General features: G+C 65.2%; 20 protein-coding genes. All 20 read left to right on the plus strand.

The window, feature by feature from the left end:
* The first annotated feature begins 110 nt into the window (after nucleotides 1-110).
* The 20 genes from ACX12L_RS11785 (at nucleotide 111) to ACX12L_RS11880 (ending at nucleotide 20,868) form a co-directional block, all read left to right on the plus strand.
* Complete coding sequence (locus ACX12L_RS11785; RefSeq protein WP_459262739.1) at nucleotides 111-308, plus strand: hypothetical protein; 198 nt, start codon at nucleotides 111-113, stop codon at nucleotides 306-308.
* 33 nt (nucleotides 309-341) lie between these two features.
* A complete protein-coding gene (locus tag ACX12L_RS11790) occupies nucleotides 342-974 on the plus strand; it encodes a hypothetical protein (RefSeq protein ID WP_459262740.1) in 633 nt (210 codons plus the stop codon).
* A gap of 111 nt (nucleotides 975-1,085) precedes the next feature.
* A complete protein-coding gene (locus tag ACX12L_RS11795) occupies nucleotides 1,086-2,186 on the plus strand; it encodes an FG-GAP repeat domain-containing protein (RefSeq protein ID WP_459262741.1) in 1,101 nt (366 codons plus the stop codon).
* A gap of 18 nt (nucleotides 2,187-2,204) precedes the next feature.
* Complete coding sequence (locus ACX12L_RS11800) at nucleotides 2,205-3,110, plus strand: peptidyl-prolyl cis-trans isomerase (RefSeq protein WP_459262742.1); 906 nt, start codon at nucleotides 2,205-2,207, stop codon at nucleotides 3,108-3,110.
* Between the two features lie 64 nt (nucleotides 3,111-3,174).
* Nucleotides 3,175-3,837, plus strand: a complete 663-nt coding sequence (locus ACX12L_RS11805; protein WP_459262744.1) for a methyltransferase domain-containing protein — start codon at nucleotides 3,175-3,177, stop codon at nucleotides 3,835-3,837.
* A 190-nt stretch (nucleotides 3,838-4,027) separates the two neighbouring features.
* Nucleotides 4,028-5,002 (plus strand): glycosyltransferase family 2 protein, encoded by a 975-nt coding sequence (locus tag ACX12L_RS11810; protein WP_459262804.1) that lies wholly within the window; start codon nucleotides 4,028-4,030, stop codon nucleotides 5,000-5,002.
* Nucleotides 5,003-5,074: 72 nt separating this feature from the next.
* The gene (locus ACX12L_RS11815; RefSeq protein ID WP_459262746.1) at nucleotides 5,075-6,316 is read left to right on the plus strand and encodes a glycosyltransferase family 4 protein; all 1,242 of its coding nucleotides are present in this window, start codon (nucleotides 5,075-5,077) and stop codon (nucleotides 6,314-6,316) included.
* A 31-nt stretch (nucleotides 6,317-6,347) separates the two neighbouring features.
* Complete coding sequence (locus ACX12L_RS11820) at nucleotides 6,348-7,211, plus strand: ABC transporter permease (protein ID WP_459262747.1); 864 nt, start codon at nucleotides 6,348-6,350, stop codon at nucleotides 7,209-7,211.
* Nucleotides 7,211-8,431 (plus strand): ABC transporter ATP-binding protein, encoded by a 1,221-nt coding sequence (locus ACX12L_RS11825; protein ID WP_459262748.1) that lies wholly within the window; start codon nucleotides 7,211-7,213, stop codon nucleotides 8,429-8,431. Before ACX12L_RS11820 ends, ACX12L_RS11825 begins: the two co-directional genes overlap by 1 nt.
* Complete coding sequence (locus tag ACX12L_RS11830; RefSeq protein ID WP_459262749.1) at nucleotides 8,413-9,318, plus strand: lysophospholipid acyltransferase family protein; 906 nt, start codon at nucleotides 8,413-8,415, stop codon at nucleotides 9,316-9,318. The genes ACX12L_RS11825 and ACX12L_RS11830 overlap by 19 nt, the downstream gene beginning before the upstream one ends.
* Complete coding sequence (locus ACX12L_RS11835) at nucleotides 9,318-10,322, plus strand: class I SAM-dependent methyltransferase (RefSeq protein WP_459262750.1); 1,005 nt, start codon at nucleotides 9,318-9,320, stop codon at nucleotides 10,320-10,322. Before ACX12L_RS11830 ends, ACX12L_RS11835 begins: the two co-directional genes overlap by 1 nt.
* Nucleotides 10,255-10,983, plus strand: a complete 729-nt coding sequence (locus ACX12L_RS11840; protein WP_459262751.1) for a lytic transglycosylase domain-containing protein — start codon at nucleotides 10,255-10,257, stop codon at nucleotides 10,981-10,983. Before ACX12L_RS11835 ends, ACX12L_RS11840 begins: the two co-directional genes overlap by 68 nt.
* A 33-nt stretch (nucleotides 10,984-11,016) precedes the next feature.
* Nucleotides 11,017-12,117, plus strand: a complete 1,101-nt coding sequence (locus tag ACX12L_RS11845; RefSeq protein WP_459262753.1) for an MraY family glycosyltransferase — start codon at nucleotides 11,017-11,019, stop codon at nucleotides 12,115-12,117.
* Between the two features lie 63 nt (nucleotides 12,118-12,180).
* Nucleotides 12,181-13,071, plus strand: a complete 891-nt coding sequence (argB, locus tag ACX12L_RS11850) for an acetylglutamate kinase (RefSeq protein ID WP_459262754.1) — start codon at nucleotides 12,181-12,183, stop codon at nucleotides 13,069-13,071.
* Nucleotides 13,072-13,282: 211 nt separating this feature from the next.
* Nucleotides 13,283-13,927: a nucleoid occlusion factor SlmA gene (gene slmA / locus ACX12L_RS11855; RefSeq protein WP_459262755.1), complete on the plus strand. Its 645-nt coding sequence runs from the start codon at nucleotides 13,283-13,285 to the stop codon at nucleotides 13,925-13,927.
* A 146-nt stretch (nucleotides 13,928-14,073) separates the two neighbouring features.
* Complete coding sequence (locus ACX12L_RS11860) at nucleotides 14,074-14,745, plus strand: TetR/AcrR family transcriptional regulator (protein ID WP_459262757.1); 672 nt, start codon at nucleotides 14,074-14,076, stop codon at nucleotides 14,743-14,745.
* A 46-nt stretch (nucleotides 14,746-14,791) separates the two neighbouring features.
* Nucleotides 14,792-16,588 carry an acyl-CoA dehydrogenase C-terminal domain-containing protein gene (locus tag ACX12L_RS11865; protein ID WP_459262758.1) on the plus strand — a complete coding sequence of 599 codons (1,797 nt, stop codon included), beginning with the start codon at nucleotides 14,792-14,794 and terminating at the stop codon, nucleotides 16,586-16,588.
* Nucleotides 16,589-16,649: 61 nt separating this feature from the next.
* Nucleotides 16,650-17,078, plus strand: a complete 429-nt coding sequence (locus ACX12L_RS11870) for a DUF2147 domain-containing protein (RefSeq protein WP_459262760.1) — start codon at nucleotides 16,650-16,652, stop codon at nucleotides 17,076-17,078.
* A gap of 21 nt (nucleotides 17,079-17,099) precedes the next feature.
* Nucleotides 17,100-19,502 carry a 3-hydroxyacyl-CoA dehydrogenase/enoyl-CoA hydratase family protein gene (locus tag ACX12L_RS11875; protein ID WP_459262762.1) on the plus strand — a complete coding sequence of 801 codons (2,403 nt, stop codon included), beginning with the start codon at nucleotides 17,100-17,102 and terminating at the stop codon, nucleotides 19,500-19,502.
* A gap of 172 nt (nucleotides 19,503-19,674) precedes the next feature.
* Complete coding sequence (locus ACX12L_RS11880; RefSeq protein WP_459262763.1) at nucleotides 19,675-20,868, plus strand: acetyl-CoA C-acyltransferase; 1,194 nt, start codon at nucleotides 19,675-19,677, stop codon at nucleotides 20,866-20,868.
* Nucleotides 20,869-20,884 lie beyond the last annotated feature (16 nt).

Here is a 20,884-nt window from a genome sequence, read left to right on the forward strand (position 1 = left end):
GAAAACGCGAAATCCTGCAGTTAAGATCCCCCACAACCCAAACGAAGTGGCGGATGGGTTGCATACCCCAGTTGTCGGGGAGGCTTCCTTCAATTTTTAAGGACTTAAACATGAAGAAATTTGCACTGGCAGCGGTTGCTGCAGCAGCAATGACTGTGGGTGTGGCACACGCTTACACCGCTGGTACGTTCAGCAATGGCGTCGTGGTTCCCAACGTGATCCACAACGGCGCTGGCGACACCACCACCGTGGGTCTGGTGAACCAGAGCGGCGCTGCCAAGGCTGTGTTCTGGACTTTCTTCGATTAGAACTCCAAGCACGTGACCGACGGCTGCTTCGCCATGACCAACAAGGACTATGAGCCCTTCGTCTGGGCCAACAAGTCGGGCGTTGGCCTCGAGGGCAAGCGCGGCTACCTGGTGTTCTCCGTGGGTGGTGCTACCTGCGCCGATGTGGCCCCCGGTACTGGCGCAATCGCCGCCCACGCCTTCCAGGTGAAGATTGCCAGCAAGGACGTCGCCTACACCCCCGTGATCGATGGTCCCCTGACTTTCGATGCTTCCGCCACTGACCTGACGGTTCTCGGTGCCACTTCTCTGACGGCAGTGGCTGGTGCTGCTCCGGTGGGTCATGTTCTGAACATGCGCTACTACCTGCAAGACGGTGCCCAGACCAACATCGTGGTTTGGTCCACCGGTGACCAGAAGGGTAGCCATACCGTCAACATCTATAACGACAAGCAGGATCGCAAGTCGGTGAACTTCGATTTGGCATTCGAAGAGCTGGATTGGTTCGATCCCTCGACCATTGCTGGCCGTCCCACAGACTACACCGATGGTTTCATCGAGTGGAATACTACGAACGCTATGTCCTCTAGCGGCGGCCTTTCTGGCAGCGTGTTCTCGTACAGCGTGATCGACGCCCCTGCCTTTGGTGCCGTGCAAACGGTGCTGGGTTTCCACAAGGCTCCTTAATTTTTCTGCCACGGGTGGCTTAGGTCGCCCGTGGTCTGAAAAATCAGGCCTGTCTTTTCCAGATGGGTCATCATATAGCGCCGCAAGGCGCTATATTTTTTGGAGTGTGTCATGAAGCAATTGCATGTGTGGCCGTGTCGTCTCGCGAGCGTGGCTGCCGTCCTGCTGGCACTGGGTTGCCAAATGGCTCCTGTGGCTCCTGCACCCGAGGCGGCGCAGGCCGCACCCAAGGAGGCTACTTCGCAGGCGATCACCCTGGATCTGCCTGATGCTTGGGGCGGGCAGGTGCTCTGCGCCGCGTTGGACTGCCTGCTGGGAGCCGTGGAGCATGAAAACAGCAAGCTGTCGCTGCTGCGCCTGAAGGGTCGCACGGCCACGCTGCTGGATCGCCAGCCCGTGGCCTACCACCCCGATTCCGCGGCCTGGCTGTCGCAGCAACTGCTGGTGGCCGCGGTCGAGAACAGCCAAAGCTTGGACATCTTCCGGGTCAGCGACGATCGCCTGACCCGGCTGGCACAGGTCAAGGTTGGCTTTGAGCCGCGCGATGTGATCGCTTTGCCGGCACCGCCCGGCCAATACCGCATGCTGGCCACCCCCTATGGCGGCCGGCAGGTCGCCTGGGTGGACTGGAACGAGCAGCCGCCGCAGGCCGACCAGGTGCGTAAGACCACTTGGTGCGAGACGCCTTGGCACCCGACCCGCGTTGCGCGCCTGCCTTGGTCGGCGCAGGGCGGCATCGCCGTGGCCTGCCTGGACGACAAGAAGGTCGTGGCGGTGTCCAACGCAGACTGGTATGCCGCGCCCCAGGTGCTGGCCAGTTTCACCGCCATACCGCGCCAGGCGCGGCCATCGCCCTCGGGCCTGTGGCTGTACGTGGCGTTGGAGACCGGTGGGCGCAACGCGCGTATCCAGATGCAAACCGGGGAACTGCAATGGATCGCCGGCGATCCCAGGGGATCGAGTTCCGTCGCGCCCCTGGCCGACGACCTCGTCATCTGGGGCGATGATAGGCGCCTGACGCTGCAGCGCCTCGACGAAGCGGGTGGCGTGCTGCAAACGCGGGAGTTGCGCACCAGTGGCTATTCCACCAGGCTGCAGTTGCAGGACATTGACGGCGATGGGCATCTGGATGTCCTGGTGCTCAACTCCGCGGGTAAACGCGCGGACGTCATTTACGGCCCCCTCTGGGATCAGGCTGAACCCCGGTCGTAACTGCCACCAGACCGAGCAATGGAAGATATTGAAGATATGGTCATGACATCGATTCGCAGCAGCATTCTTGGCAGCATGCTTCTGGCGGGGGGTATGGTACTTGGTACGGCTTTTGCCCAGGAGGCGAAGAACCCCGTCCTGGCCCGTTTGGGCAATGGCGAAACCATCACCGAACGAGATCTAACTCAGTACGTAGGCCGCCGCATCGATCTTAAGGGTGTGGCGCGCAATGCCTCGGGTGTGACGACGGTGGTGCAGGAAATGGCCCTGGCCCGCGCGCTGGCGCTGGAAGGGCAAAGCCTGGGGGTGCCGCCACGCAGCGAGCAGGGTGACGGGCGTTTCGACGATATTTACGCACACACGGTATTCGGCAGGATCAGCCCCCCTTGCGAAGCGCCAAAGGACGAGGCCGCCGCGCGCGATTTCTACGACAAGAATCCGAAGGCATTCACGCTGCCCACCGCCGTGCGCTTGAGCCGCGTCATATTGCCTGCCACCGAGAATATGGATGGCGAGCATGCTGGTATGTGGCTGATGAACCAAGTGCAAGCCATTGGCGAGGGGCGCCAGAAGTTCGAGGACGTGGCTCGTAGGGCAGAGCAGGCCTACAAGCTCGATGCGCAGGGCGACCTGGGCTGGGTCATGCTGAGTGAAGAGAACCTGATCCTGCGCGCCCTGGGTGATGCGAACCAGGGCGACATCGTGGGGCCGGTGAATGACGGCGATTTCGTCTATCTATTCCAGGTCGCCGCCAAGCGGCCCAGCCAGGTCGTGCCTTGGAAGGATGTGTCCGCTGTCGCCGCCAAGCGCGCGGTGAGCTATTGCCGGGAGCAGGGGCGTATCGACGTGCAGCAGCGCATGTTCCAGAAATACGGTGTACAGGTGGACGAAAATGCCGTGAGTGGTCTTTTCAAAGCCAAGTGATATTGGCTGGTTGACGATATTAATTCCCTGAAGTTTCAGAGAGCGACGCATGCATCCCAGTGCCATGAACAACGGCAAGTTGTTTTTTGATATTTACGCCTCGAAACTGGCGCAGGGAGTGGTGGTCGATATCGGCGCGCAAGATGTGAATGGTTCGCTGCGCAGCGTATGCCCGCCGCATTTGAAGTTCATCGGCGTGGATTTCGTGCAGGGCAAGGGGGTCGATGTGGTTCTCGACGATCCTTACCGCCTGCCTTTCGAGGATGCCTCGGTCGACGTCGTCGTCAGCAGTTCGTGCTTCGAGCATTCCGAGCTGTTTTGGGTGCTGTTTCTCGAAATCATGCGCGTGCTCAAGTCGCCGGGACTGTTTTACCTCAATGCGCCGTCCAATGGCACGTTTCACCGCTATCCCGTCGATTGTTGGCGCTTCTATCCCGACAGTGGCAGGGCGCTGGTGACCTGGGCGCAGCGCAACGGGGTCGATGCCTGCGTGCTGGAATCTTATGTCAGCCGCCAGGACGAGGCGGTCTGGAGCGATTTCGTGGCGGTTTTCCTCAAGGGGAATGAGCATGCAGGACTTTTTCCTGCGCGCATCACGCAGGTGTTCAAGGATTTCTACAACGGCCAGGTACTGGGGGATTCCACGTTCATGAATCCGCAGGAATATCCCGAAGACTTGCAACGGCTGTATGCCGTGGCGCAGCAGGCCGAGGGGCTGCAATCCTGACCGCGCAGCCTTCATCGCCCGCGGCGGCCTCGGTCGGTTGTTTGGAGTGGGCACGTGCCCGTGGCAAGAGGCAAGGTTGTTGCGCCCGATGGAACGCACTAAAATTGAAAGCTATCTTAATTTTGCGGCTCTCTCGGCGCGGCTCTGGTGTTGACGTGCGCGAAAAACGCGTCGCGCGTCTTACTCCATGATGGTTCCTAGAGCATCCGTACTCATCCCAGTCAAGAACGGCGGCGCCCTGTTGGGCGAGGTGCTCGACGCTGTGCTCGCGCAGAGCACGCCTTGGCCGCTCGAGGTCATCGTCGTGGATTCGGGCTCCAGCGACGGCTCGGTCGAATGCGCGCGCCAGCGTGGCGTACGAGTGGAGGCCATACCCGCTGCCGAGTTCGGCCATGGACGAACGCGCAACTACCTGGCCAGCCTGTCGCGCGGCGAATTCCTGGTCTTCATCACGCAGGACGCCCGGCCGGCCGACGAGCACTGGTTGCGTCACCTGGTCGAGGGCTGCGACAGCGCGCCCGACGTGGCGGGCGCGTTCGGTCCGCACCGCGCGCACCCCGGTGCGCGCCATGTCACTGAGCGCGAACTGGCCGAGCATTTCGCGGGTTTCGGCTGCGCACTGTCGCGGGTGCGGCTGGAAGACCGCGAGCGCTTCGACCGCGAGGTGGGTTACCGCCAGTGGCTGCATTTCTTCTCGAACAACAATTCCTGCCTGCGACGTTCGGTGTGGGAGAAACTGCCGTTTCCAGATGTGATGTTTGCCGAGGATCAGACCTGGATGCTGGCGGCCATCAAGGCCGGTTATGCCAAGGCGTTCGTGCCCGAGGCGGCGGTCTATCACTCCCACGACTTCGGCGTATGGGAGACACTGCAGCGCAATTTCGACGAAGCAAGCTCGTTCCAGCGTGATTTCGGCTACGACATGCAGCGCAGCCTGGCGCGCGCGCTGGCCAGCGCGGCCCTGCTGGCGCGACGCGACGCGCGCTGGCTGCGTCAGGCGGGCGTGCGCGGCGGGGGCTGGCTGAAACACTCTGCTTACATGGCTGGCATAGAGTTGGCACGAACCTTGGGGCAGTTTTTGGGCACGCAGTATCAGCGTCTGCCGGCTTGGTTGCTGGGCGTCATTTCGCGCGATCAGGCGCTGCAGCGAGGCGGCTCCGCCTAGGTGCCCGCAGCGTGTTCGTGACGAGTTCGGCTCGGGCGCCTTGTTTCTGAGACATCACGTATTTGGGGATTTATGCTGGGATCGATCGGGCTGCGTATGCGCCAAGTGTTGGATTTGACGCGACGCCATGGAGTGCGGCGTGCCGCGTCCATGGTCAGACAGAGGCTCAAGCACGGGCCTGGCGGACCGCTGAAGAGTCGCAATGTATTTACGCACTACGATTTCGTGCGCGTCGACAGGGTGCAACTGGCACCGCAGCCGGCGCGTGCCAATACCTTGCTTTGGTTCATTCCGGATTTCAATATCGGATCGGGTGGGCATCAGACCATTTTTCGCACCATCTGGCATCTGGAGCGCATGGGCTGGGAGTCGGGCATCGTGATCGTGAGCCCCACGGTCCACGCCACGGCCGAGTCCGCGCGCCATGATATCTGCGAGCATTTCTTTCCCCTACAGGCCCGGGTTTTCATGGGTTTCGACGGGCTGCCCAGCAGCGAGTTCGTCATTGCCACCGGCTGGCAGACGGCCTATCCGGTGCGTGCGGTCGCCGGGCCTGCCAGGAAGCTGTACTTCGTGCAGGATTTCGAGCCGAGTTTCTACCCGACCGGGACCGAGTCGGTGCTGGCGGACAACACCTACCATTTCGGCTTCTTCGGCATCACTGCCGGGGGCTGGCTGGCGCGCAAGCTGCGGGCTGACTACGGCATGCTGACGCATCCCATCAGCTTCGGCGTGGATCACGACCTGTACCGTCAGCGCCCACGGCGCGAACCGCATATCAAGCGCGTGTTTTTCTATGCGCGTCCGCCCACGCCGCGGCGCGCCTTCGAGTTCGGCCTGCTGGTGCTGGAGGCCGTCTCGCGCAGATTGCCGGATGTCCAGTTCATACTGGCTGGCTGGGACGTGAGCGACTACCACATTCCGTTTCCCCATCTGGCGGCAGGCGTCATCTCGCCCGAGGAGTTGGCCGATGTGTTCAGCCAGTGCGATGCGGCGCTGGTGCTGTCGTTGACCAACCTGTCGTTGATGCCGCTGGAGGTGATGGCCGCGGGCTGCGCCGTGGTCTCCAATCGTGGCGACTGTGTCGAGTGGCTGCTCAATGACGATGTGGCGTTGCTGACCGACCCCACGCTGGAGGCTCTGTCGGATGCGCTGTGCCATTTGCTGCAGGACGACACCGCGCGCCAGGCTCTGTGCAGGCGAGCCCAGGAGTTTGCGTGCCACCAGCACTGGAAGGCGTCGGCAGAGGCTTTCGAGCAGGGGCTCCTGGAGGCGCGCAAGCTGTTGTCCGTGGTGGCCGAAGAAACGGTGTGATGATGCGAGCGACGAGGCGTTGGCAGCGGCCATGTGGAACCGGATCGGACAGGGCGCTGGCGAGGTGTCCATGGGCGTGAGCGGTAATCGGCGAGGGGCCTTGCAGCAGGCGCCGTCGGGACGCGCGCAGCACGCCTGGGTGTTGTGGCGCTACTGGATGCTGCGCGAGTTCAAGACGCGTTATGCGGGCTCCATCCTGGGCCTGGCCTGGGCCTTCGTGCAGCCACTGGCCACGCTGGCGATCTTCTACGTGCTTTTTGGCATGGTGCTGGCGGTGCGCGTACCGGGGCTGGACTTGGCCAACGGCTACCTGCTGCACCTGCTGGCGGGCTTGGCCGTGTGGCTGCCGTTCACGGATGCCATAGGCAGGGGCGTGGGCTGCCTGGCTGCCTACGAGGATTTTTTGCGCAAGCAACCCATGCCGGCCGAGATTCTGCCTGCGGTAGCCGTCGGGGGCAGCCTGTTGGTGATGGCCATAGGCTACGCCTTGTTCCTGGTGCTCAGCTTCACACAGGGGGCGCCGCTGCGGACCACCTGGGCCTGGCTGCCGTTGCTGGTGCTGGCGCAGGTGGCGTTGACGTTCGGCCTGACGCTGCTCTTGAGCATGGCGCATTTCCTGTGGCGCGACGTGGGCTCGATCGTGGCCTTTGCGCTGCAGCTGTGGTTTTACCTGACGCCGGTGGTCTATCCGCTGGCTCAGGTGCCCGAGCGCTTTCATGCCTGGTATCTGCTCAATCCGGTGGCCTGCCTGGTGCTGGCTGTGGAGTGGGCGGCGCTGGGCATGGCCATGCCTGGGGGCACGCTGTGGGCGCTGCTCGCCTGGACGCTGCTGCTGGGTGGCGGGGGCTGGTGGTTCTTCCGCTCGATGAAGGCAGCACTGGGTGAGGCGCTGTAATGGCCATCGCGTTCAAGAACATAGAAAAGCACTATGCGGTGTATGCACGCCCGCAGGACAGGCTGTGGGAGTGGGCGACCGGACGCCAGCGCCACCGCGTGCACGTGGCGCTGGCGGGCATCGACTTCGAGGTGCGGCCGGGCGAGACTTTTGGTCTGATCGGCGAGAACGGCGCGGGTAAGAGTACCTTGCTGAAGATCGCGGCCGGCACCATCCGCCCTACGCGGGGCGAGGTCGCGCGCCAGGGACGAGTGGCGGCGCTGCTGGAGCTCGGGGCAGGCTTTCACCCCGAGGAGTCGGGGCAGGACAACATCCGCTTCATGGCTGCGCTGCATGGCCTGGAGGGGACGGCGCTGGAGGATTTCGCGGCGCGGGCGACGGAGTTCTCCGAGCTTTCCGCCGAAACCCTGCAGCGGCCCGTGAAGACCTATTCGTCGGGCATGTTCATGCGCCTGGCGTTCGCGGCGGCGACGGCCATCGAGCCGGAGGTGCTGATCGTGGATGAGGCGCTGTCAGTCGGCGACCTGCACTTCCAGAAAAAGAGCCTGAACCGCATCCTGGAACTGCGCGAGCGCGGCGCGACGGTGCTGTTTTGCTCGCACAACCTGTACCAGGTGCGCAGCCTGTGCCAGCGCGCGGCCTGGATCCATGGCGGACGCATAGAGGCGATCGGCCATACCGAGGACGTGGTTACGGCCTACGAGGCGCATGAGCGGCGGCGCTACGCCCATCTGCGTACCGATGCGCCGGATGCCGCGGCAGCGCCGACGCAGACGGCTGCAGCTCCGTCAGCGCACGCATCGGTGCCGGTGAAGATCATGCGCGTAGGCATCGAGACTGCCGACGGAATCAACCCTGCGCAGGTGGATTCGTTCCAGGACCTGACCCTGGAGATCGAGGTGGAGTCCTATGGCGACGCCCCGTTCCATGTGGGGTTTGCCATCGTGCGGCCGGACAAGGACAACGTGTTCGGCAGCAGCACCCAGTTCCTCGGCTCCAGGCCTCCCATGCGCGGGGTGGGTCAGCATCGGGTGCGCGTGCGGTTTCCCCGCCTGCCGTTGCTGTCGGGTGAATACCTGTGGAGCGTGTACACGCTGGACGATTCCGGTCTGCAGGTGCTCGACATGGCGGAATTGATCCAGCCTTTCACGGTGCTCAACCAGAAACACCGTGAGTTCGGTCTGGTTTGGCTGGAGCATGAATGGCTGCAGGTGCAATGAGCCGCGACTGGCGCCTGGACTGGGCGTTCCCCGCACTGGGCCGCCTGCCCTCCACCTTGCCCTGGCGGCTCGTACATAGGCTGGGCCGTGACGCGCCAGCCGTGCGGCGTGCAACCGAACGGTTTTTGCAGCAGCGGTTCAGCCAGGTGTTCCCCGGAGCGACCGGGGAGCAGCACCGGCAATGGGCGCGTGCGCATCTGGACATGCTGGCCACGGAAATGCTGGACGCCGCGGCCTTGCATCGCCTGGGCGAGCCGGGTGGGCCGGGTGTCGCGCTGCAGGGCTGGGAGCATGTGCAGGCCTTGCAGCAACGCGGACAGGGATTCATCCTCGTGCTCAACCACTACGACCGCCTGCTCACTGCGGTGATCGCCCTGGGGCGCAGGGGGGTGGCGCTGAACATCCTGACCATGCCTGTCGTGGACAATCCGGGCCTGGGTGAGGCGCAGCGCGCTTTTCTGGTGAGGAAGATCGCCGCCACGACGCAGATTACGGGGGGGCAGTGGCGTACATCGAGTGAGCCCTTGCGCCCGGTGCACGAAGGCCTGCGCAAGGGTCAGGGCTGGGTGATTCTGGCCGATGCCTGGAGCCCAGACTTTGCGCGCATGCGCGACCATGCGTTCCTGGGTGGATACCTGCGTTTGCCCACGGGTATCGAGCGCCTGGCCGAATCCACCGGGGCGGCCCTGCTGCATGCCTGCACGCGCAGCCTGGCCCCGGACAGAATGGTGGTGGTGGTGGAAGCGTTGTCCGGCAGCCCGCAGGTTGCCATAGATGCCGTGATCCAGCGCCTGGACAGGGATGTGCGAGAGCGCCCCTGGGCCTGGTGGCATTGGGGTTTGTGGGACCAGATGTGGCAGCCAGCCGCACGAGTGGGGGGAGAGTAATGTCTGACATAGAGCGCTACGACTACGCCTTCGACCCCGAGGGCGATGCCTGGGCCGCGCGGCTCCTGCGCCGGGTGCCGAGCGGGGCTTCGGTGCTCGAACTGGGTCCTGGCCCGGGGGCCATGACGCAGGTGCTGCGCGCGCGGGGGCAAGCGGTCACAGTGGTGGAGAATGACCCCGCTGCGCTGCAGGCGTTGCAGCCCCTGGGTGTGCAGGCTGTGGAGGCGGACCTGGATGGCCTGGCCTGGCTGGATGCGCTGCAGGGGCGGCGCTTCGATGCCATCCTGGCCTGTGACGTGCTGGAGCATTTGCGCTCGCCCGAGCAGGTGCTCAAGGCGCTTGCCGGGTTGCTGCAGCCCATGGGCAGCCTGGTCGTCTCGCTGCCCAATATCGCCTATGCCGGCGTGGTGGCGGCCTTGCGTGCTGGCGTGTTCGACTATGCGGACAAGGGGTTGCTCGACCGCACCCACCTGCGTTTCTTCACCCGGCGCAGCATAGAGCAGCTGTTGATGGACTGCGGCTGGGTGCCGCTCGCTTGGGAGGCCAACCGGGTCCCCGTGGCGCAGAGCGAATTTGCCTGGTACTGGGAGGCCATGCCCGATGCTTGGCGCCAGCATTTGCTCATGGGTTGGGCTGATTTCGATGTGTACCAGTGGATGGTGGTGGCGGCGCCCGCGCGCGACTCGCGCGACTGGGAAACGGTGCAGGTGCGCGCCGAGGCCAGTCAGCTGCGTGCCCAGCTGCAGGCGCTGCAACTGACGCATGCGGCGGAACATGCCTCGTTGTTGGAGCACCAGAAGGCCTTTGCCGAGGCCCGGCAGCTGATCGCGCAGTTTGAGCAGGAGAGGGATTCGCTGCGTCAGCAGGTGCAACAGCTGGCGGCCGACAAGGCAGCGCTGGAGCAGTCCTGCCAGGACGCGCAAGAGACCTTGGCCCATGAGCGTGCTGCCGTGGCTGGGCATTCCTGGCGCGCGCGCCTGGCTCGACGGTTGGGTGTGGATTGACATGGTGCAACGGACTATGAAGATGGTGCGCTTCGCCTGCACGCTGGTGCTGCTCGCAGGGACTTTGTTGGCTGCTGCACAGGCGCAGGCCGTTTGGCAATTCGTGGACCGCGATGGCGTGACGCACATGGGCAACGTGCCGCCTCCGGCGCCGCGTGGCGTGATCTGGCTCGAGGGCGTAGGCTCCACCGCGCCCGGAGTGCAGTCTAAGCCGGGCGGCACCCAGGCGGCCAAGTTACCTGGATATGCGGCGGCACAGCCGCTGTTGGAGGAGGCGGCGCGCGCGCAGGCGTTGGAACCCGCGCTGGTCATCGCCGTGGCGGCGGCGGAGTCGGGCTTCAACGCCGATGCGGTGTCGCGCAAGGGTGCCCTGGGTCTGATGCAGGTCATGCCGGCCACGGCGGAGCGCTATGGGGTGGCGGGGCGTTCCGGCACGGATGGCCGGCACGCGGTGATGGAGCCCAAGCTCAATGTCCAGGTGGGTAGCCGCTACCTGGCGGATCTGCTGCGCATGTTCGATGGCGACAAGGAGTTGGCCCTGGCAGCCTACAACGCGGGCGAGGGCGCCGTCGTCAAGCATGGCAGGCGCATCCCGCCCTACCCCGAGACGCGGCTGTATGTGGACAGGGTCATGCGCCTGTACCACACGCTGATGCGATAGGGCAGGTATCGGGGCGGCTACCATCGGGCCTTCATGATCTGGCTTTCCGTCGTTGCTTTTCTGGGTTCCGTGCTGGCTGCTGCGGGTGTGCTGCGCTGGGCGCAGGACCATGCAGGCAACTATGGGCACGCGATGCCTCAGCGTTTCCATTACGGCGATGTGCCGCGCCTGGGTGGACTGGCCATGCTGGTGGGCATAGCGTTGAGCTGGGGGCTGGGGCGTTTGACGACGGCGCTGGGCGATCCCTCTTCGCTGCGCCTGGGCAGTTGGGTACTGTGGTGGATGCTTGCGCTGATGCCGGCCGTGGTGGGTGGGATGGTGGAGGACGTGACTCAGCGCCTGGCGCCACGCTTTCGCCTGCTTTTGTCTCTGCTGACGGCGGTGTTGGCCGTGAGCATGCTGGGCCTGCAGCTTCCACGGCTGGATCTGCCCTGGTTGGATGCGCTGCTGGCGGCTGCGCCCTGGCTGGGCGTGGGGATTGCGCTGCTGGCGGTGACGGGCCTGCCTCATGCCTTCAACATCATCGACGGTTACAACGGGCTCGCCGGCATGGTAGCCATCATCGTCTGCCTGGCGCTGGCCCACGTGGCGCTACAGGTGGGCGACCGAGGGCTGGCGGCGGTGCTGGTATCCACGGCAGCGGCAACGGGGGGGTTTCTGGTATGGAATTACCCGCGCGGCATGCTGTTTGCGGGCGATGGCGGAGCCTATATCTGGGGTGTGGTGATTGCACTGGCCAGCCTGAGCCTGGTGCAGCGCAATCCCCAGGTGTCGCCCTGGTTTCCCATGCTGCTGCTGATCTATCCCGTGTGGGAAACGGTGTTTTCCATGTACCGCAAGCTGGTGCGTGGCGTGTCGCCGGGCGTGGCCGATGCGCTGCATTTTCACCAGCTGATTTACCGGCGCATAGTGCGCCGCGTGCTGCATGGCGACGCAGCCAGGCGCATGCTCAAGCGCAACAATCGCACTTCTCCCTATCTTTGGGCGTTCACGCTGCTCACGGTGGTTCCGGCGGTACTGTTCTGGAGCTATACGCCGGTGCTGATAGGGTTCTGCCTGCTGTTCATGGTGGCCTACGTGGTGGCGTATCTGGCCATCATCCGCTTCAAGGTGCCGGGCTGGCTGCAGCCGTGAGGGGTGCCGGCTGCGGCACAATCGCGGCCATCTGTTCTGTGCTTTCGCTGGACCATTTTTGCCATGACCGATCTACTTTCCATCGCCCCCCGCGACAAGGCCGAAATCCTGGCCCAGGCGCTGCCCTACATCCGCAAGTTCCACGGCAAGACCATGGTCATCAAGTACGGCGGCAACGCCATGACCGACCCGGAACTGCAGCAGGACTTCGCCGAGGATGTGGTGCTGCTCAAGCTGGTGGGCATCAATCCGGTGGTGGTGCACGGCGGCGGTCCGCAGATCGAGCAGGCCCTGAACCGCCTGGGCAAGAAGGGCGAATTCATCCAGGGCATGCGCGTGACGGACGCCGAGACCATGGAGGTGGTCGAGTGGGTGCTGGCCGGCGAGGTGCAGCAGGACATCGTGGGCCTGATCCACCACGCGGGCGGCAAGGCCGTGGGCCTGACGGGGCGCGATGGCGGCATGATCCGGGCCAAGAAGCTCAAGATGCTGGACAACAAGGATCCGAGCATCGAATACGACGTGGGCCAGGTAGGTGACATCGTGGCCATCGACCCCAGCGTGGTCAAGGCGCTGCAGGACGATGCCTTCATCCCTGTCATCAGCCCCATCGGCTTCGGCGAGGAGAACGAAAGCTACAACATCAACGCCGACGTGGTGGCCAGCAGGCTGGCCACGGTGCTGCAGGCGGAGAAGTTGGTGATGCTGACCAACATTCCAGGCGTGCTCGACAAGGCGGGACAGCTGCTGACCGAACTGACGCCGCAGCAGATCGACGTGTTGATTGCCGACGGGACGATCTCCGGCGGCATGCTGCCCAAGCTCGCCGGCGCGATCGACGCGGCGAAGGCGGGCGTGAACGCGGTGCACGTGGTCGACGGCCGGGTGCCCCATTCCATGCTGCTGGAGATACTGACGGACCAGGCCTACGGCACCATGATCCGCAGCCACTGAGGCTTTCTCGCGAAGCCTGCGGGACAGCTGGCACGGCTGAGGCATTTATCGCATTTATCGGGGTCACATTTATCGGGGTCAGATTCCAATTTCCTCCGGGAAATTGGAATCTGACCCCGATAAATGGTTGCGCGCTTGCCACGGTTGTCGATTACCCTGGTAAGCCCGTCGCCACGGTGTGCGAGAATCAATTGCATACATTTGTTGCGATATGTCTGATTTCTCGTCCGCTACGCCTGACCCTTCCACGCCCGGCGACGCGCCCGCGCCACGCCGCTGCCTGCGGCCTGGCGAGCGGCGCGAGCAGATCCTGCATGCGCTGGCGGCCATGCTGGAGCAGCCGGGTGCCGAGCGCATCACCACGGCCGCGCTGGCGCGCCAGCTGGGGGTGAGCGAGGCGGCGCTGTATCGCCACTTCGCCAGCAAGGCGCAGATGTTCGAGGGGCTGATCGACTTCATCGAGAACAGCGTCTTCACGCTGGTGCGCCAGATCGTGGAGCATCCGGGCGAGTCCGGCGGTGCCCAGCGCGCGGCGCACATCGTCGCCATGATGTTGCAGTTTGGCGAGCGCAACCCCGGCATGGTGCGCGTGATGGTGGGCGATGCACTGGTGTTCGAAAACGAGCGCCTGCAGCAGCGCATGAACCTGTTCTTCGACAAGGTGGAGGCCACGCTGCGCCAATGCCTGCGGCCCGCGGCCGAGGCCGATGGCGCGGCAGCCCCCACGGTGCAGGCGCAGGTGCGTGCCGCGGCGCTGTGCGACCTGATTCGCGGGCGCCTGCAGCGCTATGCGCGCTCGGGTTTTCGCCGCCTGCCCACGGAGCACCTGGACGCCACCCTGGCACTGCTGCTGTAAATCCTGTCTGTATTCGCCAGTTCCTGCTGGCGAGGTTGGTCTAGGCTAGGGGTTTACCCCCGACGTGCGTTCCGCGCCCGCGGAAAGACTGGCATTGCCCATTTGCTTCGTGCAAAATAGAACGATCGTTCGTTTTATTGCGCTCCATGCCGGCATCGACCTCCTCACCCAAAACCACCCGTGCGCCCCGCCGTGAAGGCAGGGCGCTGCACAAGGGGCGGCAGACCAAGGCCGCCATCGTGGACGCGGCCCTGGGGCTGGCCACGCACATCGGGCTGGAGGGCCTGTCCATCGGCGCGCTGGCCGATGTGACGGGCATGAGCAAGTCGGGCGTGTTCGCGCATTTCGGCTCGCGCGAGGAACTGCAGATCTCGGTGATCCGCGAGTACCACCAGCGCTTCGAGCAGGAGGTGTTCTACCCCGCCATGGAGGCGCCGCGCGGCATTGCGCGGCTGCGCGCGATGTTCGACAACTGGATGAAGCGCACCTCGATCGAGCTCGACTCGGGCTGCATCTACATCAGCGGCGCCGTGGAGTTCGACGACCGCACGGGCCCGGTGCGCGACGCGCTGGCCAATTCGGTGCTGACCTGGCAGGCCGCCATGAAGCGCGCCATTGCTCAGTGCAAGGAGTGCGGCGAGATACGCCCCGACGTGAGCGAGGAGCAGATGCTGTTCGAGATCCATGGCCTGATCCTGGCGTTGCACTACGAGGCGCGCTTCTTGCGCGCGCCCGGCTCCATGGCGCGCGCCAACACGGGCTTCGACAACATTCTGGCGCGCTACCGCGCCGACAGGCCGTCCACGGGCGGCTGCTGAATACCGCACGCTTTCTTTTTCCACATCACTCCACAGGAGACCCCCGATGCCTACCTACAACCCGCCGCTGCGCGACATGCAATTCGTGCTGCATGAGGTCTTCCAGGTCAGCGACGCATTCAAGGCCATGCCCCGCCATGCCGACGTGGATGCCGACACCATCAACGCGGTGCTGGAGGAGGCGGGCAAGTTCGCCGCCGAGGTCACCTTCCCGCTGAACGTCAGCGGCGATACCGAGGGCTGCACGCTCGACCAGCAGACCCACGAGGTCACCACGCCCAAAGGCTTCAAGGAGGCCTATGCGAAGTACGTGGAAGGCGGCTGGGCCGCGCTGTCGTGCGATCCCGAATACGGCGGCCAGGGCCTGCCGCACGTGGTCAACCAGTGCCTGTACGAAATGCTCAACAGCGCCAACCAGGCCTGGACCATGTACCCCGGCCTGTCGCACGGCGCCTACGAGGCGCTGCTGGCCCACGGCACCGACGCGCAGAAGAAGACCTACCTGCCCAAGCTGGTGAGCGGCGAGTGGACCGGCACCATGTGCCTGACCGAGCCCCACTGCGGCACTGACCTGGGCCTGCTGCGCACCAAGGCCGAGCCCCAGGCCGACGGCACCTACAGGATCACCGGCAACAAGATCTTCATCAGCGCGGGCGAGCACGACGTGGCCGCCAACATCATCCACCTGGTGCTGGCCCGCCTGCCCGACGCGCCCAAGGGAAGCAAGGGCATCAGCCTGTTCGTCGTGCCCAAGTTCCACGTGAACGCCGACGGTTCGCTGGGCGCGCGCAACCCCATCTACTGCACGGGCCTGGAGCACAAGATGGGCATCCACGGCAACGCCACGGCGCAGATCGCCATCGACGGCGCGGTGGGCACCATGGTGGGCGAGCCGAACAAGGGCCTGGCCGCCATGTTCGTGATGATGAACGCCGCGCGCCTGGGCGTGGGCAACCAGTCGCTGGGCCTGACCGAGGTGGCCTTCCAGAACGCGCTGGCCTATGCCAAGGACCGCCTGCAGATGCGCAGCCTCTCGGGCGTGAAGGCCAAGGACAAGGAAGCCGACCCCATCATCGTGCACCCCGACGTGCGCAAGATGCTGCTGACCGCCAAGGCCTACGCCGAAGGCGCGCGCGCGCTGCAGATCTACTGCACGCTGCTGCTGGACAAGGCGCACCACCATCCCGACGAGAAGGTGCGCAAGGACTGCGACGAGCTCGTGGCGCTGCTCACCCCCATCGTCAAGGCCTTCATCACCGACAACGGCCACATCAGCACCAACGCCTGCATGCAGGTCTTCGGCGGCCATGGCTTCATCAAGGAATGGGGCATGGAGCAGTTCGTGCGCGACAACCGCATCAACATGATCTACGAGGGCACGAACACCGTGCAGTCGCTGGACCTGCTGGGCCGCAAGGTGCTGGGCAACCAGGGCGCGACGCTGAAGAAATTCGGCAAGCTCGTCGGCCAGCTGGTGGTCGAGGAGGGCGTGAACGAGAGGATGGCCGAGTTCATCAACCCCATCGCGGTTCTGGGCGAGCAGATGACGAAGTTCACCACCGAGATCGGCTTCAAGGGCATGCAGAACCCCGACGAGGTGGGCGCCGCCGCCGTGGACTACCTGCGCGTGGCGGGCCACCTGGTGTTCGGCTACCTGTTTGCACGCATGGCCCAGGTGTCGCTGCGCGCCATCGCGGCGGGCAGCCAGGATCCGTTCTACGTGGCCAAGCTGCAGACGGCGCGCTTCTACTTCGCCAAGCTGTTCCCCGAGACGGCCACGCTGATGCGCACGGCCCGTGCCGGCGCCAAGGTGCTGATGGACACGGACGCGGCGCTGGCCTGAGCCCTCCTTCCCCCGGAGGGGGGAAAGAGTGAATTTTCAGCATTTTTGCCATGGAGCCCTTATGAAACAAGCGCTAGCAGCTATCGTTTTGATGGCAATCACCGCTCCCGCCCTGGCCCAGATGAACCCCCTGGGCCTGTGGCGCAGCATCGATGACAAGACTGGCGAGCCCAAGGCCGAGATCCGCGTCACCGACAACGCCGGCGCCCTGAGCGGGCGCATCGAGAAAACGCTGCGCAAGGACGCCAAGCCCACCTGCACCGAATGCCAGGACGACCGCAAGGGCCAGCCCATCGTGGGCCTGGAGATCATCCGCGGCGGCAAGAAGGACGAGGGCAAGGACGTCTGGGAGGGCGGCAGGATCCTCGACCCCGAGAACGGCAAGGACTACCGCGCCAGCCTTACGCCCGTGGACGGCGGCAAGAAGCTGGAGGTGCGCGGCTACCTCGGCCCGTTTTGGCGCACCCAGACCTGGCAGCGCGTGGAATAACCCCTGAACACCGAAACAACCATGTCCCGATTCAATGTGAGAAAAGTCGCCGTGCTCGGCGCGGGCGTGATGGGCGCGCAGATCGCGGCCCACCTCGTCAACGTGAAAGTGCCGGTGGTGTTGTTCGACCTGCCCGCGAAGGAGGGCTCCAAGAGCGCCATCGCCGAGAAGGCCATCGCCAACCTGAAGAAGCTCAAGCCCTCGCCGATCGGCGTGGCCGAGGATGCCGACCTGATCCAGCCGGCCAACTACGAAGAGCACATGGGGCTGCTCAAGGACTGCGACCTGGTGATCGAGGCGATTGCCGAGCGCATGGACTGGAAGCTGGACCTCTACACGAAGATCGCCCCCCACGTGGCCGCGCACGCGCTGCTGGCGAGCAACACCTCGGGCCTGTCGATCACGAAACTGTCCGAGGCGCTGCCCGAGGCCTTGCGCCACCGCTTCTGCGGCATCCACTTCTTCAATCCGCCGCGCTACATGCCGCTGGTGGAACTGATCGCCACGCCCGCCACCGAGGCGCGCGTGATCGACCAGCTCGAAGCCTTCGTCACCAGCGGCCTGGGCAAGGGCGTGGTCGCTGCCCGCGACACGCCCAACTTCATCGCCAACCGCATCGGCATCGCCGGCATGCTGTCCACGATGAAGGAGGTGGAGAACTTCGGCCTGACCTACGACGTGGTGGACGACCTCACGGGCAAGAAGCTGGGCCGCGCCTCCAGCGGCACCTTCCGCACCGCCGACGTGGTGGGCCTGGACACCATGGCCCATGTCATCAAGACGCTGCAGGACAACCTGAGCCTGGAGACCGACCCGTTCTACGGCAGCTTCGGCACGCCCGCCGTGCTGCAAAAGCTGATAGCGCTGGGCAACCTGGGGCAGAAGTCCAAGGCCGGCTTCTACAAGAAGGCGGGGCGCGACATCCTGCGCTTTGAACTGGACAGCGAAGACTACGTGCCCGCCGGCCAGAAGGCCGACGACGTCTATGGCCGCATGCTCAAGAGGCCCGCGGCCGAGCGCCTGAAGCTGCTGCGCAACGCCGAGGGCGCACCCGGCCGCTTCCTGTGGGCCATCCTGCGCAACAGCTTCCACTACGCCGCCATCCACCTGGAATCGATTGCCGAGTGCGCGCGCGACGTGGACCAGGCCATGCGCTGGGGCTTCGGCATGAAGCAGGGCCCGTTCGAGCTGTGGCAGGAGGCCGGCTGGCTCGAAGTGGCGAAGATGGTGCAGGAGGACATTGACGCCGGCAAGGCGCTGTGCAGCGCGCCGCTGCCCCAGTGGGTGTTCGAAGGCCCGGTGGCCGAGGCCGGCGGCGTGCATACGGCGCAAGGCTCCTGGAGCCCGGCACTGAAGAAATTCGTGGCGCGCCGTGTACTGCCCGTCTACGAAAGACAGCTTTTCCCCGAGAAACTGCTGGGCGAGGCCAGCCTGCCCGACTGGCAGACGGCCGGCACGACGATCGCCGAATCGAAGGCGCTGCGCACCTGGACGCTGGACGGCCAGGTGCTGATCGCCAGCATCAAGAACAAGATGCACGCCATCAGCCCCGAGGTCATGGAGGGCCTGATGGAGGCCGTGGAGCTGGCCGAGCAGGAATACCAGGCCATGGTGATCTGGTCCGGCGACGCGCCGTTCTCGGTGGGCGCGGACCTGGAGGCCACCATGCCCGCCTTCGTGGTCGGCGGCGCCGACGCCATCGACAGCATCGAGGCAGAGCTGCAGAACCTGATGCTGCGCATCCGCTACGCGCAGGTGCCGGTGGTCTCGGCCATCCACGGCATGGCCCTGGGCGGCGGCTGCGAGCTGGCCGTGCACTCCGCGCGCCGCGTGGCGCACATGGAGAGCTACATTGGCCTGGTGGAAGTGGGCGTGGGCCTGGTGCCCGGCGCCGGCGGCCTGACCTACATCGCCCGCCGCGCCGCCGAGAACGCCGCCAGAAGCACCGGCAAGGACATCCTGCCCTTCCTGACCGAAGGCTTCACGGCTGCGGCCATGGCCAAGGTGGGCACGAGCGCCATCGAGTCGTGCAAGCTCGGCTACCTGCTGGACAGCGACATCATCGTGCCGCACAAGGACGAGCTGCTCTTCGTCGCCATCAACGAGGCCAGGTCCATGGCCGCCAGCGGCTGGCGCGCGCCCCTGAAGCGCCTGTTCCCCGTGGCCGGCCGCAATGCCATCGCCACCATCAAGGCGCAGCTCGTGAACATGCGCGACGGCGGCTTCATCAGCGCCTACGACTTCAAGATCGCCAGCATGATCGCCGAGGTGGTCTGCGGCGGCGACGTGGACGCGGGCGCGCTGGTGAGCGAGGAATACCTGATGCAGCTCGAGCGCAAGGCGTTCTGCCACCTGATCGGCCAGCCCAAGACGCATGAGCGCATCCTGGGCATGCTCAATACCGGCAAGCCCGTGCGCAACTAATGACCATCCCCCTGAGTCGCTTCGCGCCTTTCCCCTTCTCCTGCGGGAAGAGGGGGCGCCGCCGGTGGCCTGGCAAAGCCAGCTCCACGGCGTCTGCTGGCATGGGGCGCGCCAGTTGCATGCGCCAGGGGCAGCGCGTAAGCGCTTCGGAAAACTGAGAAGGACATTCACCATGAAACAAGTGCAGGACGCCTACATCGTTGCCGCCACGCGCACGCCCATCGGCCGTTCGGGCCGCGGCTATTTCAGGAACACCCGCCCCGACGACCTGCTGGTGGCCGCCATCCGTGGCGCCATGGCCCAGGTGCCCACGCTGGACCCGAAGGCCATCGAGGACTCCATCATCGGCTGCTCCTTCCCCGAGGGCGAGCAGGGCATGAACATGGCGCGCATCGCCATGGGCCTGGTCTTCGACCATCCCGTGGGCGGCGTGACGGTGAACCGCTTCTGCGCCTCGGGCGTGACGGCGATCCAGATGGCGGCAGACCGCATCCGCGTGGGTGAGGCCGACGTGCTGATCGCCGGCGGAGCCGAATCCATGAGCCTGGTGCCCATGGGCGGCAACAAGCCCTCGTTCAACCCCGAGGTGTTCGCGCGCGACGAGAACGTGGGCATCGCCTACGGCATGGGCCTGACCGCCGAGAAGGTGGCGCAGCAGTGGAAGGTGTCGCGCGAGGCGCAGGACGCCTTCGCGCTGGAATCGCACCTGCGCGCCGTCAAGGCGCAGCAGGCCGGCGAGTTCAGCGACGAGATCACGCCGTTCGAGATCGTGGAGCGCTCGCCCAACCTCGCCACTGGCGAGGTCGTGGCGAAGAAGCGCACCGTGAATCTGGACGAAGGCCCGCGCCCCGACACCACGCTCGAAGCGCTGGCGAAGCTCAAGCCCGTGTTCGCCGCGCGCGGCAGCGTCACGGCGGGCAACAGCTCGCAGACCAGCGATGGCGCGGGCGCGCTGATCCTGGCCAGCGAGAAGGCCGTCAAGCAGTTCGGCCTCGCGCCGCTGGCGCGCTTCGTGAGCTACGCCGCGCGCGGCGTGCCGCCCGAGATCATGGGCATAGGCCCCATCGAGGCCATTCCCGCCGCGCTGCGCTACGCGGGCCTGCAGAGCCAGGACATCGGCTGGTACGAGCTCAACGAGGCCTTCGCTGCGCAGTCGCTCGCAGTGGTGAACACCCTGGGCCTGGACCCGGCCAGGGTCAACCCCATGGGCGGCGCCATCGCCCTGGGGCATCCGCTGGGCGCTACCGGTGCCATACGCGCCGCCACCGTGGTGCATGCGCTGCGCCGCCACAACCTGAAGTACGGCATGGTGACCATGTGCGTGGGCACGGGCCAGGGCGCGGCCGGCATCTTCGAGCGCGTATAGGCCCCACGGCACGGCC

The sequence above is a fragment of the Alicycliphilus sp. T452 genome (genome assembly GCF_054512775.1).

What these genes read in the sequence shown, in the direction of transcription:
- ACX12L_RS11785 (WP_459262739.1), top strand. Translation starts at nt 111, where the DNA reads ATGAAGAAATTTGCACTGGCAGCGGTTGCTGCAGCAGCAATGACTGTG.
- ACX12L_RS11790 (WP_459262740.1), top strand. Translation starts at nt 342, where the DNA reads ATGACCAACAAGGACTATGAGCCCTTCGTCTGGGCCAACAAGTCGGGC.
- ACX12L_RS11795 (WP_459262741.1), top strand. Translation starts at nt 1,086, where the DNA reads ATGAAGCAATTGCATGTGTGGCCGTGTCGTCTCGCGAGCGTGGCTGCC.
- ACX12L_RS11800 (WP_459262742.1), top strand. Translation starts at nt 2,205, where the DNA reads ATGGAAGATATTGAAGATATGGTCATGACATCGATTCGCAGCAGCATT.
- ACX12L_RS11805 (WP_459262744.1), top strand. Translation starts at nt 3,175, where the DNA reads ATGAACAACGGCAAGTTGTTTTTTGATATTTACGCCTCGAAACTGGCG.
- ACX12L_RS11810 (WP_459262804.1), top strand. Translation starts at nt 4,028, where the DNA reads ATGGTTCCTAGAGCATCCGTACTCATCCCAGTCAAGAACGGCGGCGCC.
- ACX12L_RS11815 (WP_459262746.1), top strand. Translation starts at nt 5,075, where the DNA reads ATGCTGGGATCGATCGGGCTGCGTATGCGCCAAGTGTTGGATTTGACG.
- ACX12L_RS11820 (WP_459262747.1), top strand. Translation starts at nt 6,348, where the DNA reads ATGTGGAACCGGATCGGACAGGGCGCTGGCGAGGTGTCCATGGGCGTG.
- ACX12L_RS11825 (WP_459262748.1), top strand. Translation starts at nt 7,211, where the DNA reads ATGGCCATCGCGTTCAAGAACATAGAAAAGCACTATGCGGTGTATGCA.
- ACX12L_RS11830 (WP_459262749.1), top strand. Translation starts at nt 8,413, where the DNA reads ATGGCTGCAGGTGCAATGAGCCGCGACTGGCGCCTGGACTGGGCGTTC.
- ACX12L_RS11835 (WP_459262750.1), top strand. Translation starts at nt 9,318, where the DNA reads ATGTCTGACATAGAGCGCTACGACTACGCCTTCGACCCCGAGGGCGAT.
- ACX12L_RS11840 (WP_459262751.1), top strand. Translation starts at nt 10,255, where the DNA reads ATGAGCGTGCTGCCGTGGCTGGGCATTCCTGGCGCGCGCGCCTGGCTC.
- ACX12L_RS11845 (WP_459262753.1), top strand. Translation starts at nt 11,017, where the DNA reads ATGATCTGGCTTTCCGTCGTTGCTTTTCTGGGTTCCGTGCTGGCTGCT.
- argB (WP_459262754.1), top strand. Translation starts at nt 12,181, where the DNA reads ATGACCGATCTACTTTCCATCGCCCCCCGCGACAAGGCCGAAATCCTG.
- slmA (WP_459262755.1), top strand. Translation starts at nt 13,283, where the DNA reads ATGTCTGATTTCTCGTCCGCTACGCCTGACCCTTCCACGCCCGGCGAC.
- ACX12L_RS11860 (WP_459262757.1), top strand. Translation starts at nt 14,074, where the DNA reads ATGCCGGCATCGACCTCCTCACCCAAAACCACCCGTGCGCCCCGCCGT.
- ACX12L_RS11865 (WP_459262758.1), top strand. Translation starts at nt 14,792, where the DNA reads ATGCCTACCTACAACCCGCCGCTGCGCGACATGCAATTCGTGCTGCAT.
- ACX12L_RS11870 (WP_459262760.1), top strand. Translation starts at nt 16,650, where the DNA reads ATGAAACAAGCGCTAGCAGCTATCGTTTTGATGGCAATCACCGCTCCC.
- ACX12L_RS11875 (WP_459262762.1), top strand. Translation starts at nt 17,100, where the DNA reads ATGTCCCGATTCAATGTGAGAAAAGTCGCCGTGCTCGGCGCGGGCGTG.
- ACX12L_RS11880 (WP_459262763.1), top strand. Translation starts at nt 19,675, where the DNA reads ATGAAACAAGTGCAGGACGCCTACATCGTTGCCGCCACGCGCACGCCC.